General features: G+C 73.3%; 15 protein-coding genes and 1 pseudogene. 6 read left to right on the forward strand and 10 right to left on the reverse strand.

Annotation, left to right across the window (positions count from 1 at the left end):
* Nucleotides 1-71: 71 nt before the first annotated feature.
* Both RLT57_RS00815 and RLT57_RS00820 read right to left on the reverse strand, forming a co-directional pair.
* Complete coding sequence (locus tag RLT57_RS00815) at nt 72-602, reverse strand: YbaK/EbsC family protein (protein ID WP_311295407.1); 531 nt, start codon at nt 600-602, stop codon at nt 72-74.
* 35 nt (nt 603-637) lie between these two features.
* A complete protein-coding gene (locus RLT57_RS00820; protein ID WP_311295408.1) occupies nt 638-1,399 on the reverse strand; it encodes an acyltransferase in 762 nt (253 codons plus the stop codon).
* A 59-nt stretch (nt 1,400-1,458) separates the two neighbouring features.
* On the opposite strand from RLT57_RS00820, the gene RLT57_RS00825 reads away from it, so the two are divergent.
* Nucleotides 1,459-2,019 (forward strand): gamma carbonic anhydrase family protein, encoded by a 561-nt coding sequence (locus RLT57_RS00825; protein WP_311295409.1) that lies wholly within the window; start codon nt 1,459-1,461, stop codon nt 2,017-2,019.
* Between the two features lie 141 nt (nt 2,020-2,160).
* Here the strand turns inward: RLT57_RS00825 and RLT57_RS00830 are convergent, their stop codons facing one another.
* A complete protein-coding gene (locus tag RLT57_RS00830; protein ID WP_311295410.1) occupies nt 2,161-2,820 on the reverse strand; it encodes a DedA family protein in 660 nt (219 codons plus the stop codon).
* A 227-nt stretch (nt 2,821-3,047) separates the two neighbouring features.
* Nucleotides 3,048-3,512, reverse strand: coding sequence for a DUF4442 domain-containing protein (locus tag RLT57_RS00835; RefSeq protein WP_311295411.1), 465 nt, complete (start codon nt 3,510-3,512; stop codon nt 3,048-3,050).
* A gap of 187 nt (nt 3,513-3,699) precedes the next feature.
* Here RLT57_RS00835 and RLT57_RS00840 point away from each other — a divergent pair, with 187 nt between their 5' ends.
* Complete coding sequence (locus RLT57_RS00840) at nt 3,700-5,046, forward strand: MFS transporter (RefSeq protein ID WP_399127780.1); 1,347 nt, start codon at nt 3,700-3,702, stop codon at nt 5,044-5,046.
* Between the two features lie 235 nt (nt 5,047-5,281).
* Here RLT57_RS00840 and RLT57_RS00845 read toward each other — a convergent pair whose 3' ends face one another.
* Entirely contained in the window at nt 5,282-6,124 is an 843-nt protein-coding gene (locus RLT57_RS00845) for a spermidine synthase (RefSeq protein ID WP_311295412.1), read from the reverse strand.
* Nucleotides 6,125-6,471: 347 nt separating this feature from the next.
* On the opposite strand from RLT57_RS00845, the gene RLT57_RS00850 reads away from it, so the two are divergent.
* Entirely contained in the window at nt 6,472-7,689 is a 1,218-nt protein-coding gene (locus tag RLT57_RS00850) for an MFS transporter (RefSeq protein WP_311295413.1), read from the forward strand.
* Between the two features lie 305 nt (nt 7,690-7,994).
* Complete coding sequence (locus RLT57_RS00855; RefSeq protein WP_311300522.1) at nt 7,995-8,756, forward strand: TVP38/TMEM64 family protein; 762 nt, start codon at nt 7,995-7,997, stop codon at nt 8,754-8,756.
* Here RLT57_RS00855 and RLT57_RS00860 read toward each other — a convergent pair.
* The 3 genes and pseudogenes from RLT57_RS00860 to RLT57_RS00870 all read right to left on the reverse strand — a co-directional run bounded on the left by RLT57_RS00860 (nt 8,710) and on the right by RLT57_RS00870 (nt 12,190).
* Nucleotides 8,710-9,327 (reverse strand): flavin reductase family protein, encoded by a 618-nt coding sequence (locus tag RLT57_RS00860; protein WP_311295414.1) that lies wholly within the window; start codon nt 9,325-9,327, stop codon nt 8,710-8,712. The genes RLT57_RS00855 and RLT57_RS00860 overlap by 47 nt on opposite strands.
* Before the next feature lie 279 nt (nt 9,328-9,606).
* A pseudogene (locus tag RLT57_RS33665) lies at nt 9,607-9,782 on the reverse strand (transposase family protein); the annotation flags it as partial.
* Between the two features lie 1,055 nt (nt 9,783-10,837).
* Nucleotides 10,838-12,190 carry a hypothetical protein gene (locus RLT57_RS00870; RefSeq protein ID WP_311295415.1) on the reverse strand — a complete coding sequence of 451 codons (1,353 nt, stop codon included), beginning with the start codon at nt 12,188-12,190 and terminating at the stop codon, nt 10,838-10,840.
* Nucleotides 12,191-12,514: 324 nt separating this feature from the next.
* Between RLT57_RS00870 and RLT57_RS00875 the strand changes: the two genes are divergently transcribed.
* Together RLT57_RS00875 and RLT57_RS00880 are read left to right on the forward strand one after the other, a co-directional pair.
* Nucleotides 12,515-12,727 carry a hypothetical protein gene (locus RLT57_RS00875; RefSeq protein WP_311295416.1) on the forward strand — a complete coding sequence of 71 codons (213 nt, stop codon included), beginning with the start codon at nt 12,515-12,517 and terminating at the stop codon, nt 12,725-12,727.
* A 624-nt stretch (nt 12,728-13,351) separates the two neighbouring features.
* On the forward strand, nt 13,352-14,386 hold the full coding sequence (locus RLT57_RS00880; RefSeq protein WP_311295417.1) for a terpene synthase family protein: 1,035 nt from the start codon (nt 13,352-13,354) through the stop codon (nt 14,384-14,386).
* A 227-nt stretch (nt 14,387-14,613) separates the two neighbouring features.
* Here the strand turns inward: RLT57_RS00880 and RLT57_RS00885 are convergent, their stop codons facing one another.
* A complete protein-coding gene (locus RLT57_RS00885) occupies nt 14,614-15,807 on the reverse strand; it encodes a PP2C family protein-serine/threonine phosphatase (protein WP_311295418.1) in 1,194 nt (397 codons plus the stop codon).
* 424 nt (nt 15,808-16,231) lie between these two features.
* Complete coding sequence (locus RLT57_RS00890) at nt 16,232-16,564, reverse strand: MerR family transcriptional regulator (RefSeq protein WP_311295419.1); 333 nt, start codon at nt 16,562-16,564, stop codon at nt 16,232-16,234.
* Nucleotides 16,565-16,817: the final 253 nt, after the last annotated feature.

Consider the following 16,817-nt stretch of genomic DNA (forward strand, 5'->3'; position numbering starts at 1 on the left):
GGCCGGCCCCGGGATCCGCCCGGGGCCCGCCGGCGTGCCGCCCGCGTGCCCTCGCGGACGCGGCGGACGGCTCAGACGCCCAGGCCGGTCAGGACGACCGCGCCGGGCAGGCCGGCGAGGGTCCTGCCGGGGACGATGAGCTTGCCGCGGCGGGCACCGCTGCCGATCACCACGTGGGCGGTGTCCGCCACCGCCGCGTCGATCAGCAGCGGCCAGTGCGGCGGCAGCCCCACCGGGGTGATGCCGCCGTACTCCATGCCGGTCCCGCCGACCGCGAGGTCCATGGTGGCGAAGGACGCCTTGCGGGCGCCGAGGTGGCGGCGGACCAGTCCGTTGACGTCCACCCGGGTGGTGGACAGCACCACGCAGGCTGCCAGTGTCACGTCCTGGCCGCGCTTGGCCGCGACGACCACGCAGTTCGCGGACCTCTCCAGCAGCTCCGGGCCGTAGGCGGCCACGAAGTCGGCGGTGTCGGCCTTGGCGGGGTCGGTGTCCACGTGGACCATCTCGGGGGTCACCGCGGCGGCCACCGGCGGCGGCAGCAGCTCCCGGCGTTCGGTGGCGGGTTGGGCGTCCTCGAAGGTCCCGATCGGTGCGCGCATACGGCGAACCTAACAAACCGCGGCGGCGGGTCCGCTCAGGTCTGCGCCCGCTCGCCGTCCGACTCCCCCAGCGCCAGCAGCTGCTGCGGTGTGACGCCCTCGGGGACCGGAACCGGCGGCGGGGTGCGCAGCGGCGGCTGCCAGCCGCTGCCGGGCTCCCAGCGGCGGACGATCCGGGCGGGCGCGCCGGCGACCACCGCGAAGTCGGGCACCTCGCCGCGCACCACCGCACCGGCCGCCACCACGACGTTGCGGCCGAGGCGGGCACCGGGCAGGATCACGCAGCCGGAGCCGAGCCAGCTGCCGGTGCCGATCTCGACGGGCGCGGTGCGCGGCCACTGCTTGCCGACGGGCTGCTCGGTGTCGTCGTAGGAGTGGTTGTCGCTGGTGACGTAGACGTAGGGGCCGCAGTACACGTCGTCGCCGAAGACCACCGGGGCGGAGGCCACCACGTGGCTGCCGCGGCCGAGCACGACGCCGTTGCCGAACCGCAGCACCGGGTCCGGGCCGAGGTCGAGCCCGGGCATCATGCCCGCCGTCAAGGTGACCTGCTCGCCGATGACGCAGTGGTCGCCGAGGTGGATCCACCGCTCGCCGAAGACCGTGCCCTGCGGGAAGGCGAGCCGGGTGCCGACGCCGATCCGGCCGAAGCGCAGGGGCCCGGGGCGGGCGGCGGTGACCGCGCCCGCGTTCTGCGCCCACCGCCAGCCGCGGTGCACAAGGCGCGAGACCGTACGCCGCCGCCAGGCCGCGGCACCCCTGGCCGGGGAGAAGAACACGTTCTCATTCTCGGGCACGGGCCCACCGTATACGGTGCCGGTGGACGGCAGGCGGAACGGTGTGAGGACGGTGGGCCATGGCGGATCGGGCGGACGGCGCGGTAGGGCGGGGGCCGGCCGGCGGGCTGGTCGCCGCCGTCGCGGGGCGTAAGCCGCGGATCGACCGGGACGCGTACACCGCCCACGGGTCGGTGGTGCTGGGCGACGTGACGCTCGCGGCCGGGTCGAGCGTCTGGTACCACGCGGTGCTGCGCGGCGACTGCGCGCCCGTCAGCCTCGGCGCGGGCTCCAACGTCCAGGACAACTGCACGGTGCACGCCGACCCCGGCTACCCGGCGGCGATCGGCGCCGGGGTGACCGTCGGGCACAACACGGTGCTGCACGGCTGCGAGATCGAGGACGGGGTACTGGTCGGGATGGGCGCGACCGTGCTGAACGGCGCCAGGATCGGTACGGGGTCGCTGGTCGCGGCGGCTGCGCTGGTCCCGCAGGGGATGCTGGTGCCGCCGGGCTCGCTGGTCGCGGGGGTGCCCGCGACGGTGCGCAGGGAGCTGACGCGGGCGGAGCGGGCGGCGATCCGGCTGAACGCCGAGCACTACGTGTCGCTGGCCGGGCTGCACCGGGAGGCGCTGGGGTAGGCGCGCCAGGGGCCGCGGGCGGGGGTGTGCGGGAGGCAGGGGGCTGGGGCACCGGGAGGCGGGCGCCGGATCCCCGGGGAGGCGGTGCCCGCGGAGGCCGGGGCGGGTGCCGGAAGACCCCGTCGGGAGGCCGGCGGGCCGCTACTCGCCGGCCTGGGCCGCCGCGACCTCGGGTGTCTCGGCGGCGGCCTCCATGTCAGCCTGCGCCTTGGCCGCGCGCCGCCTGACGTAGAGCATGGACGCGAGACCGAAGAGGACGGCGATGCCCAGGCCGACGTAGCCGAAGCGCTTGAGCCAGGGTTCGGCGACGACGCCCACGTAGTAGACGACGGCGGTTATACCGCCTGCCCAGACGATGCCGCCGAGCGCGTTGGCGAGCAGGAACTTGCCGTAGGGCATCTTCAGCACGCCGGCCAGCGGCCCGGCGAAGATCCGCAGCAGCGCCACGAAACGCCCGAAGAAGACCGCCCACACGCCCCAGCGCTGGAACGAGCGCTGGGCGGTGGCCACATGGCCCGGTGAGAAGTGCTTGGGGAACCGTCTGCCGAGCCGGTCCAGCAGCGGCTGACCGCCCTTGTGCCCGATGGAGTACCCGACGGAGTCGCCGGCGACCGCGCCGACGATGGCGCTGGCGCCCACCAGCCAGGGACTCACGTGGCCCTGGGAGGACAGCAGCGCGGCGGTCATCAGCACGATCTCGCCGGGCAGCGGGATACCGAGGCTCTCCACGCCGACCACCAGGAACACCATCAGGCAGACGGCCACCGGCGGGATCCCGTCGAGCCAGTCCTGGACGTGCACAGCCGGTCTCCTCCCACCACACAGCGTTTGCGGCGCGACACGGCCTTGCGGCGCGACACACCGGTCCGGGCGCGCGCACGTGTCGGCGCCCACCGTGGAAGCCTAGCCGACCGGGCGGACGGACCCGTCCGGTCAGCGGCGCGGCTCCGGCCGGTCAAGGCCGGTCAGCGGGGATGGGCGGGCCGGGCGGGGCCCGGCGGGGCGGCCCGCCGGCGGCCGCCGGCCGGTCAGCCGGTGGGGCGCAACGTCCAGACGACGGTCATCCGGGCGGTCTCGGCGCCGTCGGCGCGGCTGACGGAGACCTCGACGGGGAACTCCGGGCGGACACCGGCGTCCAGCTCCGCAACCACCTCGGCGGCGGGGCGGCCGAGCCGCGCGGTGGCGGTGACCGGGCCCATGGCGAGCTTGGTGTAGGCGATCTCGGCGCGGACGGCGAGCGGGACCGCCCGGCCGAGCTGCTCGCCGAAGGCGGCGAGCACGACGGCGCCGGACGCGGACTCGGCGAGGGTGAACACCGCCCCGGCGTGCGGACCGCCGACATGGTTGTGGAAGTCCGGTCGGTCGGGCAGCAGGACCACGGCGCGCTCGGCGGTGGTCTCGGTGAACTCCAGGTCCAGGGTGCGGGCCATCGGAACGGTGGCCGTCATCATCTCGCCTATGGAGGGCCCGGCGGCGGGCAGGGTCGGTGCCATGGCTGGATGTTACCAGCTGGTAGCGACGTTCGGTACGGACCCGCGGGACCGGTGAACGGCTGCCGCCTCCGTCCCCCGCCCTGCCCCGCCTCCATCCCCGCTCCCGCCCCTGCCCCTGCCCCTGCCCCTGCCCCTGCCCGGGGGTTAATCGTTTGCGGCGGGCGGGCCGCTCCTGGAGAGTCCCCGGGTGACGAGCCACGATCCGGCCTCCCGACCGCCCGGCCGCCCGCGCCCCTGGCGGCGCGCCCTGCCGCCGTGGGCCGGGCGGAACTTCCGGCTCCTGGTGGGCGCGTCCTTCGTCACCAACCTCGGCGGCTCGGGTGCCGTGATCGCCGCCGCGTACGCGGTCATCGACCAGGGCGGCGGCGCCACGGACGTCGGCCTGGTGGCGGCGGCCAGGACCCTGGTGCTGGTGGTCTTCCTGCTGATCGGCGGGGCGGTGGCCGACCGGGTGCCGCGGCAGCGGGTGATGGTCGTCGCCAACTGCGCCAACGCCGCCTCGCAGGGCCTGTTCGCGCTGCTGGTACTGACCGGGCGCCCCGCGCTGTGGCAGATGGCGTTACTGACCGCGACCGGCGGCGCGGCGCAGGCGTTCTTCGCACCGGCCTCCGAGGGCATGGTGCTGTCCGCCGTGGAGAGCGGGCACGCGGCCAAGGCGTTCTCCGTCTTCCGGCTGTCGATGAACGGCGCGACCATCGGCGGTACGGCGCTGGGCGGCGCGCTGGTGGCGGGGGTCGGCCCCGGCTGGGTGCTCGCGGTGGACGCGACCGGTTTCGCGGTGGCGGCGGGGCTGCGCTCCCGGCTCGATGTGGCCGCCACCCGGCGTCCGAAGGCGCCCGCCGGCATCCTGCACGAGTTGCGCGCGGGCTGGCGGGAGGTCGTCTCGCGGTCCTGGCTGTGGGGCATCGTCGGGCAGTTCGCGGTGGTCAACGGCGCGGTCGGCGCTTGCGAGGCGGTCTACGGTCCGCTGGTGGCCCGCGAGCACATGGGCGGCGCCGGGCCGTGGGGGCTGGCCCTGGCTGCGAGCGGGATCGGCACGGTGGCGGGCGGGCTGCTGATGATGCGCTGGCGGCCCCGGCGCATCCTGCTGGCCGGCACGCTCGGCGTCTTCCCGCTGGCGCTGCCGCCCGCCGCGCTGGCGCTGGCGCCCTCGCTGTGGACGCTGGTGCCGGTGATGTTCGCCGCGGGCGCCGCCATCGAGGTGTTCGCGGTCGGCTGGATGCTCGCGCTGCACCAGGAGATCGCGGAGGAGATGATGTCCCGGGTGTCGGCGTACGACTGGTTCGGCTCGGTGGCGATGACGCCGGTGGCGATGGCCGCGGCCGGCCCGGCGGCGCACGCCTTCGGCCGGACCCGCACGCTGTGGGGGTCGGCGGTACTGGTGCTGCTGCTGACCGGCGCGGTGCTGGCCCTGCCCGCGGTACGCCGCCTGGAGCGCCGTACGGTCGCGCGCCCGGTCCCGGCCGCGACGGTGGCCGCGACGGCCCCCGCGTCCGCCGGTCAGGACGTCGCCGGCGCGGCGCCGCTGTCCTAGCCGGGGTGTCCCGGCCGGGATGTCCCGCCCGCTGTCGGGGCCGGTGTCCTGACCGGCGGTCGCCGTCGGCGGTCCTGGTGGCTGTCGGGCCGATCTCCGCGGTGCAGCGGGCCCCGGCCCGCACACCCGCCGCGTTCCCGCCGCTCGACGACACACCACGCCGCCTCCCTCCTGCGCCGCGCAGCCGCAACGCACCGGATCCCGCCGCCGCCCCGGCGGATCCCGGCGCCAGGCCCTAGCCGACGGTGAACGCCCCGTCCGGCGGTTCGGGTGACGGGACCGCGCGGGCGTCGTGGACGGGGGTACGGGTCAGATCGCGCAGGGGGTGGCCGGTCACCACCCGGGCCGGGAAGACGTCGCCGGCGCAGCGCCGGACCAGTTCCTCCAGCGGGAGCGGGCGCCGGGTGGCGGCGAGTACCGCGTTGCCGAAGCGGCGCCCCCGCAGCACCGCGGGCTCGGCCAGCAGGCACAGTTCCGCGTCCGGACCGAACGCCTCGCGGACGGTGGCGAGTTGAGAGCCGAGGAAGGCGAAGGGGTCGGCGTCGGCGAGGTTCGCGACATAGACGCCGTCCGGGCGCAGCACCCGTACCGCCTCGCGCAGGAACTCCACGGTGGTCAGGTGCGCGGGGACCCGGGAGCCGCCGAAGACGTCGGTGACGACGACGTCCGCGCTGCCGCCGGGGGCGGCCGTCAGCCATTCCCGGGCGTCGGCGGTGTGCACGGCGATGCCCGGCTCCCGCGACGGCAACCGCTCGGCGACGAGGGCGGCCAGCGCGCGGTCGGCCTCCACGACCTGCTGCCGCGATCCCGGCCGGGTGACCGCCAGCCGGCGCGGCAGCGTCAGCGCGCCGCCGCCGAGGTGCACGGCGTCCACCGGCGTGTCGAAGCAGGACTCCACGACGTAGGCGACACGCCGGACGTACTCGAACTCCAGATGCGCCGGCTCGTCGAGGTCCACATACGACTGCGGCGCCCCGTCCACGGTCAGCAGCCAGGCCCGCGGCCGGTCCAGATCGGGCAGCAACTTGGCGGTGCCGAAGTCGACGGCCCTGGTGACGGGCAGGGGTTCCTGGCTCATCCGCCGATTCTCCCAGTCGCCGCGGCGCCCTCCGGGCGGGGTCCACCGGACGCGCCGAGGACGGCCGGGCGGGGCGCCGGGCACGGACCGTCAGACACCGGACCACCGGGCGGGCGGGCCCGTCGGCCGGCGAGCCACCGGGCGCGGCGGGCCGGGCCGGGCAGCGGCGCACCGCACCGCGGCGGGCCGGACAGCGGCGCTTCGCGGCGGGCCGCGGCAAGGGCTTCGTCAGCGGGACTTCACCCGTCGGTGACATCCGGGAATCACCGGGGTGAGGGAACTTGTTCCGGCAATGAACTTAGCCCCCCGGGGCACCACACCGTCCCCCGCACCGCGAAGGAACTCCCATGCCCCTGGCCATACTCGCCCTGGCGGTCAGCGCGTTTGGCATCGGCACCACCGAGTTCGTGATGATGGGCCTGCTGCCCAACGTCGCGAACGACCTCGGCACGTCCGTGCCGACCGCGGGCTATCTCGTCTCCGCGTACGCGCTCGGCGTGGTGGTGGGCGCCCCCCTGCTCACCGCGCTCGGCTCCCGCATCCCCCGCAAGCGGATGCTCCTGCTGCTGATGGGCCTGTTCACGGTGGGCAACCTGGCGTCCGCCGTCGCCCCCGGCTACGCCACCCTGCTCGCCGGACGCTTCCTGGCCGGGCTGCCGCACGGCGCGTTCTTCGGCGTCGGTGCGGTGGTGGCGTCCCGCATGGTGGCGGAGGACCGCAGGGCGCGGGCGGTCGCCGCGATGTTCCTCGGCCTGACCATCGCCAACATCGTCGGTGTGCCGGCGGCCACCGCGCTCGGCCAGCACCTGGGCTGGCGTGCCACGTTCCTGGTCGTCTCGGTGGTCGGCCTGCTGGCCCTCGCCTCGCTCGCGCTGCTCATCCCGCGGCTGCCGGAGGAGGAACACGCGGGGGTGGGCTCGGAGATCCGGGCACTGCGCGAGCCGCAGGTGCTGCTCGGGCTGCTCACCGCGGTGTTCGGCTTCGCGGGGGTGTTCGCCGTCTACAGCTACCTCGCCTCGATGATGACCGAGGTCACCGGCTTCGCGGACTCCACCGTCACCTGGCTGCTGGCCCTCTTCGGCATCGGCATGACACTGGGCGCGCTCGTCGCCGGCCCCCTCACCGACCGGGCGCTGCGGCCCACCCTCTACGGCTCCCTGAGCGTGCTCGCCGTCGTGCTGGTCCTGTTCCCCCACGCGGTCCACTCCAAGGCCGCGGCCCCGGTGGCGGTGCTGGTCCTCGGCGCGGTGGGGTTCCTGACCACGACTCCGCTGCAGATGCTGGTCATGAACAAGGCCCGCCGGGCGCCCACCCTGGCCTCCGCCTCCAACCACTCCGCCTTCAACCTGGCGAACGCGGGCGGTGCCTGGCTGGGCGGCGCGGCCATCGCCGCGGGCTGGGGCTGGACCTCGCCCGCGCTGGTCGGCGCGGTCCTGGCGGTGGCCGGCCTCGGTATCGCGGTCACCGCCGGCGTCCTCGACCGCCGCTCCCCGCAGGGCGCGTCACCCGTCGTCGCCGCGGGAGGCCCCCGGCGGAGCGAGGTGTCGGGCGGGGTGGGGATGTAGGCGGCGCCGTTCGCCGGAGCAGGCGGCAGGCGGCAGGCGGCAGGCGGCAGGCGGCAGACCCTACGGCCGGGGCCGCGGCGGGCGCGCACGTCCGCTCCGGCGGCTCAGGCGCTCAGGTGGGGCGCCGGGCAGTGCGGCGCGGGCGGGCCGCACCGGCGTTACGGGTGATGAACGAGCCGTCGGGGACCGGCGGCGGCGCCCCCGCGGGCCGCGCCGACGCCGTTCGCCGGGGCCGCCGTCCGCTTCGGCTCGGCTACGCTCGGCGGGTGGCCGACCGATCCGTCCCTGGCTCCGTCCCTGACTCCATGCCCGCCGCGGGTTCCGCCCGCGCATCCGGTCCCGTCCGCGGACCGGCGGGCCGGTGGTGGCGGGGGCCGGTCCCACCGTGGGTGCGGTTCGGGCTGCTGGTGGTGGTGTTGGCGGCGGCGGTCGCCCTCGCACTCGCACTGGAACCGCAGCGGCTGCTGACGCGCGGCTGGCCGCTGCGGACGTCCTCCGGACCTACCGCCGTGGCACTCTTCGCCCTCGGCTACGGGCTCGCCACCGTCGCCTTCGTCCCCAGACCGCTGCTGAACGCCGCCGCCGGGGCCCTCTACGGCATCCACGCCGGACTGCCCGCGGCGATAGCCGGCACCGTGCTCGGCGCCGGACTGGCCTTCCTGCTCGGCCGCTTCCTCGGCCGCGACGCCCTGCGGCCCCTGCTCCGCGGGCGGCTGGTCCTGTCCCTGGACCGGCAGTTGAGCCATCACGGCTTCCGCAGCACGCTGGCACTGCGGCTCTTTCCCGGAGTGCCGTTCGCGGCGGCCAACTACGCCGCGGCGATCTCCCGTATCCGGCTGCTGCCCTTCCTCACCGCCACCGCGGCGGGCAGCGTGGCCAACACCGCCGCCTACGTGGTCGCCGGCAGCCGCGCCGCCTCCCCCACCTCGCCGGTCTTCCTGCTGGCGCTGGCCTTCCTCGGCCTGACCGCCGTAGCCGCGGCGGCCGTCGCGCGCCGCGGCCGTACCCGTGAGTCCGGTGTCAGCGCCCCAGAGGGTCCGGCCACTCCGCCAGCGGAATCCGCTTGATCTCCCAGACCTCCCCGACGGTGTCCCACTCGTCCCGGCCCAGTCGCGCCAGCGGCCGCAGCTTGCGTACCTCGGGGTGTCCGTCCACCATGACGGCCTCCGAAACCGCCGCATGTACCACCCGCCCGAGCACGATCGTGGAGTCCCCCAGCCGTACCGTGCTGTGCAGTTCGCACTCCAGCGCCACCGGTGAGGCCGCCACCCGTGGCGGCTTGACCCGCAGGCTCGGCTCCCGGGCGATCCCCACCGCGTCGAACTCGCTCACCCCGTGGGGAAAGTCCGTCGCGGTCGCGTTGATCTGCTCGAACAGGTGCTCGGGTGCGAGGTTCACCACGAACTGCCCCGTGTCCTCGATGTTCCGCACCGAGTCCTTCCGCCCGACCGATGTGAACTGCACGATCGGCGGACTGACGCAGGACACCGTGAAGAAGCTGTGCGGGGCGAGGTTGTCAGAAGAGCCGTCCCGGCTGGTCGTCGACACCCAGGCGATCGGCCGGGGTACCACCACCGAAGTGAGAAGCCGGTAGAAGGCGTTCCGTTCCATCCGGCTCGGGTCGAAGTCGATACGCATGACCCACAGTATCCACACCGGGGCCACCGACCCCCACGGCGGATCGCGGCACCGCCGACCCCTTGGCCCTCCGGAATCACCCGGTACCCGACGGCACGGGCACCCGAGCCCGGCTGCGCCGGAGCCGGCCGGCGAAGGCCCACCGCGGGAGCGACACCCCGGCCTTCAAGAAGCGGCGAGACCGTCGGCCCTGACGGCACCATCGACCGGACCGTCGCCCGCCCCGAGTTCCGCCGGCTCCTGGCCGACCTGGCCGCAGACGTTATCGACGGGGTCGTCCATTCGGTCGACGAAGACCAGCCGATCTCCTGCTCCGGCTCCCGCAGCCCGCCTCCTCGGCCTTCCCCGTACCGCGCGGCGGCCATTGTCAACACCGGCCGGCCACGGCTGGGCCAACTCCTGACCAGGCAAGCCAGACGACGCCGCGAGATACCCGTGAACAGCCGATGTGCCAAGACAACCCATTGACCATGAACGCCACAAGCGGATCATGCCACCCACCAGCGGCAACACTTCACCCGCTATCACGCACCAACCCGTTACAAGGGCAATCCCAGGCCACTCAGCAGAGCCCCGACCTGAGGGGCGATGCCGTACACCGCACCGATCACAATGCCGATCACGCTGTCGACCAAACCGCCGACGATGGGCAGGCCCATAGAGATCACTCCTTCACCCGTGCATCGAAAATGCCACGTGAGGCAACTCTCGGCACTCTAACACCGTTTCGCCACACATGCCACGATATGCGAATTAGTAACACTAAGTACCTCATGCATTCTTTATCCGCTTCGAGTCGTAGGTGGCGTGGGCCGTATAAACAACCACTCCCCTGACAGCCACACGACCCGAGACATCGCAGCCAGTGTGAGCGCGGCGCCCGGGCCGCGTTCCCCCGCTCCGACGGCGGTGCGGTGCGGTAAAGCGGCGTAGCGGTCCGGCTTCGCGGTCAGGCGGGCGTAGGACATCGTGTCGCGTGTCGCCAGCCGCAACCGGGCGCGTCAGCAACACCTCGCCGCGGATCTCCGCCACCCGCCAGCCGCGCCCCGCGGTCCCCCCATGCGGACCCCGGAGAGAAGAAGCCCTGCTTCTCCGCGCGTTCGAGGCCGGGAGAAGAGGTGTCGCAGTCCTGCGGAGCTCTGGACAAGGGGTCTGAACAACAGCGGTGCCTGCCGTCGGCGGATGGGGTCCGGGGCTTGCCGCAGGGCCCGCGACAGCCGTTCGGCCAGGCTCGTCAGAGCCGCGCGGTGTCGTGGGTCCGCGGCGCCGTCAACGACGCGGCGTCTTCGAGCACGGCCCGGTGGATTCCTCGATCAGTCGCGGGCCTGGCGGACAGGATCGGCGGGAACGGGCTGCACGGCCGTCACCGACGGCGACGGGGGCGACCCCTGCTCCATGGGCGGAACCTCCGCGCCCGGGTCCTCCAGGCAGCCGCGGTCCGGTGGCACCGGAGTCGGGCCTGCCACGGGGCGCACCGGTTGCTGGGCGTCCTCGCCCTGGTGAGGTCGGTCTACTGTCCTCCAGCCGGTTCGCCGGGGTCTGTGGGGGTGTCGGGCAGGGATGCGCCGGCGGCGGTCCGGGGAAAGGTGGAAAAGGGGGGGAGGTGGGTGGCGGGGAGCGCGGTGCGTGTGCCGGAGGCGTCGCTGGTGAAGGGGATGACGCCGGTTCCGCCGGGGAATTCGCCGGTCACGTAGTAGTCCGTACGGAACCCCAGGGCCGCCTGGGCGCTAAGAACGCTGCCATCGGCGCGGACCGGCACGAGTTCGTGGCGCTCCATCCACAGGCAGCCAGTGCTGTGCGGCGGAATGACGAGCCCGCGTGTCTTTTTCTGCTCGGACAGCACCGCGACGTTGCGCCGGGTTTCATATCCCACTTCAAGCGAGGCGGAGACCGAGGCGGTGACGGTCGTGCTGGCACCCACCCCGAACGGTTTGGCGGACGCCTCCACACCGACCGACGTGCCCACGGTGATGCCCGTGGTCACGCTGAAGGAGGTACCCGCCTCATGGGTGACACCGGTGGTGATCTCTTCCGCCTCCGTCTGGGCCACCGTTCCGGCCCGGTTGTCACGGAAGAGGACGAGATCGAAGTTCCGGTGGCGGCGGATCCGATAGAACGGCGAGTTGTCGATCCGCCAGTCCACGCTGCGATTGGGGTCGTCGACCATGAAGTAGGGCACCGTCACGGTGCGGTCGGTCACCCTCGTCTGCGCCGGCGGCCGGCTGTGCGACGTCAGAACCGGGATCCCGGGGCCGGGGCCGCGTTCCACCGCGGCGGGCAGGTCCAGGATCCAGGTCGTGGGCGTCGGATTGGGCCGCCCCGCGGTACTCACGACGGTGAAGGCACCCACGGGCAGGAACAGGCGTTCGTCGAGGTCCCCGTCCGGGTACGGCGGAGGCACCACCGACCACAACCGCACCCCGGCGCTCTCCCACAACAGCCCGCCGGCTTCGCCCTGCCGCACATAGGCACGCCCGTTGTGCACCTGCTTGACACAGGCCACCCAACTCCCGGGCTGCTCCAGACTGGCTATGTCGCCCAGAGCGACGTACCCCGGCGGAGGGACCGGCCGCCAGATCGAGGCAGGCCTGTCAGGATTTGCGGTCGGGAGGCCACCTAGCCTCTGCCATCCAGCGGGCGGCCGTAACAGGTCCCGACCGGCGGAGACGTCTCGCAGCAGTACCGCCATCCGCTGTTGCAAACTCCCGCCCCCGTACTGGGCCGCCACGGGGTGGAAGTCGCCATGGCCTACACCCATGATGATGGCCGTGTACAGGGACGTGGGATTGATGAAGGGACTCCACCTCGTCGCGACTTCTCTGGTGATCCCGACTTCCAGATCGCCATAGCGCTGAATGATCACACACACTCCTCCAGGACGGAGAACGCATACCAACCGGGTCTCCCCCGGACCCTACGGCCCCGTTCTCATCTCGAAGAGGGACAAACAGGCCAACAATACAGTTGGGCCGCAAGACCCGCAGACCGTCGGAAACGACGGCAATCCGGTCCGATCCCGTGCAGGTGCCGCGCAACTGCCACCAGCCGCACCACACTGCCCCGGCAGCCACCCGCCGCAACTCCGCGGCCACGGCCTACGGCAGCGACCGCGGGACAACGCCTGCCGGGCGCAGCAGGGCAGGCGTTCCCCCGTGAAATCGAGCGGGGAATCGAACCAAGCCGGAGGGTGAGCGCCGACCAGGGCCAAGAGCACGGCATGGGGCAGCCGGCTGCGCTGCCGCGGGCCGGCGGCCCGCCGGTCAACGTCGCGCTCACGGACGGGCGGCACCCTGTTCGCCGTGGCGAAGTCCCGCTGCCGGAGCCCGACAGCTCTCGGCGGTACGGCCTGCAGATCCACCTGCCCGGCCGGGGCACCGGGCACGTCGGGCGTGCGGCTTGAACGCAACCGGTTCGGAGCCGTATCCGCTTCTCCGGCGGACCGACATATGCCTGGTGCGCCGCCCTCCGGTTCCCCCGGAGCGGCCGGCCCTCCGCCGCCGTCCCGCCTCGTCCGGCTCCGACGGTGAGCGCAAGCAGCCGCCGGACGCGGCATGCCCCGGCCGCGCCGGGTCCGCGGATCTGGGCACGGAGTGGAATTGCACCGCGCGAATGGCGTCGTACGCCCCCTCGCATCCGTCTGAGCGACCGCAAGGGGGGTAGGCCGAGGCATGTCCCCCCTCCGCCTCGCACCGGACCCGGCCGTCTTCACCGACGGCGAACGCCTCGACCCGGACCGCTGACCGTTCGGACTTCCCACCCCCGCCACGTGTCAGACGTGCACCGCCTTCGGCGGCAATCGCCACACGTGCCCAGGCGGGCACTCCGGCATGGCCAAGCCGTTCCCGCCATCCTCGCCGCGACCGGCAGCCTCCACAGCCGCCCCGCTTTCCTTTCACCCCGAGGCCGGCCCCTTCCCCACCCGCAGCCTGCTCCCGGCCGGCGTACTCCGATCCAGCGGGGGACGGGAACGATGACAGCCCCCGGCCACTCCCACGGCACCTTTGATCCAGCCCCTGGAGGGGATATGGCCTTACCACCCGAGAGGTATCAGTACCCCTCGTTCCGGATGCCGGTCTTTCCCCGGTTCACACCCGCCCGGCGCCGCCCGGGCCTCGAAACACTGGAACAGCGCTGCGTGGGCCGCCTCGCCGCGTACCTGCGTGACGCCTTCGAGGACCAGGAAAAGCTGGAGGCGTTCCTGGAGCACCGCACCAGCCTGTGGAACCTGCTCGTCTACGCCGACACCCGCGAGGACCGGGTCGAGCTGATCTGCGCCTGGATCGACGTCCTGTTCTGCATCGACGACGTCTTCGTCCAGGCCGCGCCGGCCCGGCTGCGTGAGCTGGGCCTCTACGAACTGTCCGCGGTCATCGACGGCAGACAGCCCGCTTTCGACACCGCCTTCACCCGCGCCTTCCGGCAGCTGCGCGAGAACACCCTGCCCCTGGCACCCGCGGGGACCTGGCAACGCTGCGCGCGAAACCTGCACGAGTTCCTGGACGCCTGCACCATCGAACGTGACCTCGCCCAGGACCTGACGGCACTGGACCTGCCCACCTACGAGAAGTACCGCACCTCCTCGGTCGGAGAGTGCTGCTTCCCCCTGCTCGAGCTGGGCCTCGGCATCGACCTGAGCGGCCCTCTGGAGAAGCTCTCCGAACTGAGGCGTCTCAACGTCCTGGTCGCACGCCACTGGATCGGCGTCAACGACATCTTCTCCTACCGCAAGGAGCTCTACAGCGGCGACACCATGAACGAGATCCAGCTCGCACTCGGCGACAACGGCGGCGACCTCCAGGCGGCCGTCGACCGCGTCGCCGCGACCGTCCACCGCGTGGAAGCCGAATTCGACCGCCTCACCACCACACTGCGCGCCGGTGCGCCGAGCCAGGACAGCAGCCTCCGCACCTACTTGGACGCCCTGGAGACCATGATCGCCGGAAACCTCGAGTGGTCCTACCTCACCCCCCGCTACAACGGCCGGGGCCACACGTGGAACGGCCTGACCGACGCCACCGTCGTCCTCACCCCCGACCGCACCCTGTACCTGCCCCGCTGAGCAAGGAACCGGTCGGCCCGTCCGGGAACAGCAGCCGCGGCCGACCGCGTGACGGCGGCGCGCCGCCGGAGGACAGGCGGCGCCCCTCGCTGTTCGCCGGTCTCGCCGGCCAAGCGGAAGCCGGGTGGGACCGGTGGCGCGGCGGTGTCTTCGTATCGGACGCCGCGCGCCCTTTCGGAAGCGCGCTGAGAGCCGCTGCCAGGGCCCCTCCTGACGCGCCAGGAGGGTTATCGCCCGGGGGCGGTCCGTCTCGCCTGCGAGGGTTGTGAGGCGTCGGTGAGGTCGGCGCCGGTGGCGGCGTCCCGCCGGGAGTGGCCGGTGCCGTGCCAGTCCAGGCACATGACCGTCGCGTCGTCTTCCAGGTGGCCATGGCCGGCGTCGACGATCGCCCCGACGAGGGCGCGGGCGGCCTCGCGTGGGTGCAGGGCGCGGGTGGCGACGATCAGGTCCGCCAGGTCCAGGCTCCTGGCGTTGCGCTCCAGCATGCCGTCCGTCAGCATCACCAGCCGGTCACCCGGCCGCAGGTCCAGTGGCTGCACCCGGTAGGTGTGCATGGGCCGGACACCGAACGGCAGATCGACCTTGGGAGCGATCTCCCGCACCCGGCCGTCCCGCATGCGCAGCGGCCAGGGGTGGCCGGCGTTGACGAACTCGGTGCTGCCGTCGAGCAGGCTGATCCGCAGCAGCTGGCCGGTGACGTAACCCCCGCGACCGTGCTCCCGCATGGCCTGGTCGGCTTCGAGAGCTTGCTCCTGAAGGCTCGCGCCGGCCCGCCGCGCCCGGCGCAGGGCCCCGACGACGAGGGTGGCCAGGAGCGCGGCGTCGACGTCGTGGCCCATGGCGTCGGTGACGGACAGCTGGAAGGTGTCCCGGTCGATCACGTAGTCGAAGGTGTCGCCCCCGACGTGGTCGGCGGGCTCCAGTGCCCCGGCGACCGCGAACTGCGCGGCCTCGCAGGCCAGCGACGCCGGCAGCAGCCGGTGCTGGATCTCCGCGGCCAGGTTCAGCGGGGTGGTGCGCCGGCCCCACTGGTACACGTCGGTGAAGGACCGGTTCGCGATGACGACGTAGGCCAGCGCGTGCGCGCTCTCGCCGATCTCCCGCATCGCCTCCGCGTCCGGCACCGCGGACAGGAAAAGCTCCAGGAGCCCTATGGCGTCCCCGCGATTGGTCACCGGGGCGACGATCCGCACCGGCGTCCCCCCGCCGCCGTCCTCGATGGCCGGTTTCTGGGTGCGGATCACGTCGTCGTACACGGTGCCCCGCACGATGACGCGTCGGGCCGGCTCACCGGTGTCGACACTGCCCGCAGCTCCCAGCCGCACGACCGAAGCACCGGAGAAGTCGGTGATCAGGAAGGATACCGACACGGCTCCGAGTCGCTCCCTGAGTACGCCTGCGATCACGTCGACGGACTCCACGGGTGCCGCGGACTCCGCCGCCTCCAATATCCTTGCCAGGGTCGCCCCGTCCCGGCGGCTACCGCCCCCGGGACGGTGGCGGGCCCGCCCGCTGCTTCCGTTCGGGCCCGTTGCGGTCACTGCGACTCCTCACGGTTCAATGGCGTCGGGGCCGTGTCCGGCAGCACGGAGACCGGCGCCCGGCCAGGCGTCGGAGAGGCCCATCTTGCACCACGGGGCGGCCGCGGCACGTACCGGCCCCCGCGGCCGCCGCGGTCCGCCTGCTTTCTCGGACTGTGTGTGGCGCTGTCCTGCTGCGTATGCGCCCCGGCCTTCCGCGGAATCGGATGCCGGTCAGCTGACGACTTGGAGTCTTCGGCGCTCACGCGCACCTATGACGGGAGTCAGCCCGTATCGCGGCAAGCGGCCCGGCCGGAGGACCCGGTCAGGCGGTGGCCCGATCGCCCGGCCCGGAAGAGCGCAGCCCCTCGTTGATGCGCCGGGCCTCTTCGAGCTGGTCTTCGAGGATCACGATGCGGCAGGCGGCCTCGACGGACATGCCGCGGTCGACGAGTTCGCGGGCGCGGGCGGCGATGCGCAGCTGGTAGCGGGAGTAACGGCGGTGGCCGCCCTGCGAGCGGAGCGGGGTGATGAGGCGGGCCTCGCCGATGGCGCGCAGGAAGCCCTGGGTGGTGCCGAGTAGTTCGGCGGCCCGGCCCATGGTGTAGGCGGGGTAGTCGTCGTCGTCGAGCCGGCCGTGCACGTCGTCTGCTGTCATCTCGCCTCTCTGCGGAACACGCGTGGAGGGGCCCTGGTGCCGTACCCGGCAACCAGGGCCCCGAAGGAACTGCTACACCATCTGCCGGCCTTCGTCATGCGCCGGCCTACTGTGTCCGCACCGCCACCGGGGGGGGTGGCAGCAGGTGCGGGGATCGCGATTGCTTGACCGAAGACCACCTCACTAACGATGTCCTGCGGTACCCGGGCTCAAGGCATCCACCCGGGCGATCCCGATGGCGCGGGGCTCCTCC

This window comes from Streptomyces sp. ITFR-21 (assembly GCF_031844685.1).
GTDB lineage: Bacteria > Actinomycetota > Actinomycetes > Streptomycetales > Streptomycetaceae > Actinacidiphila.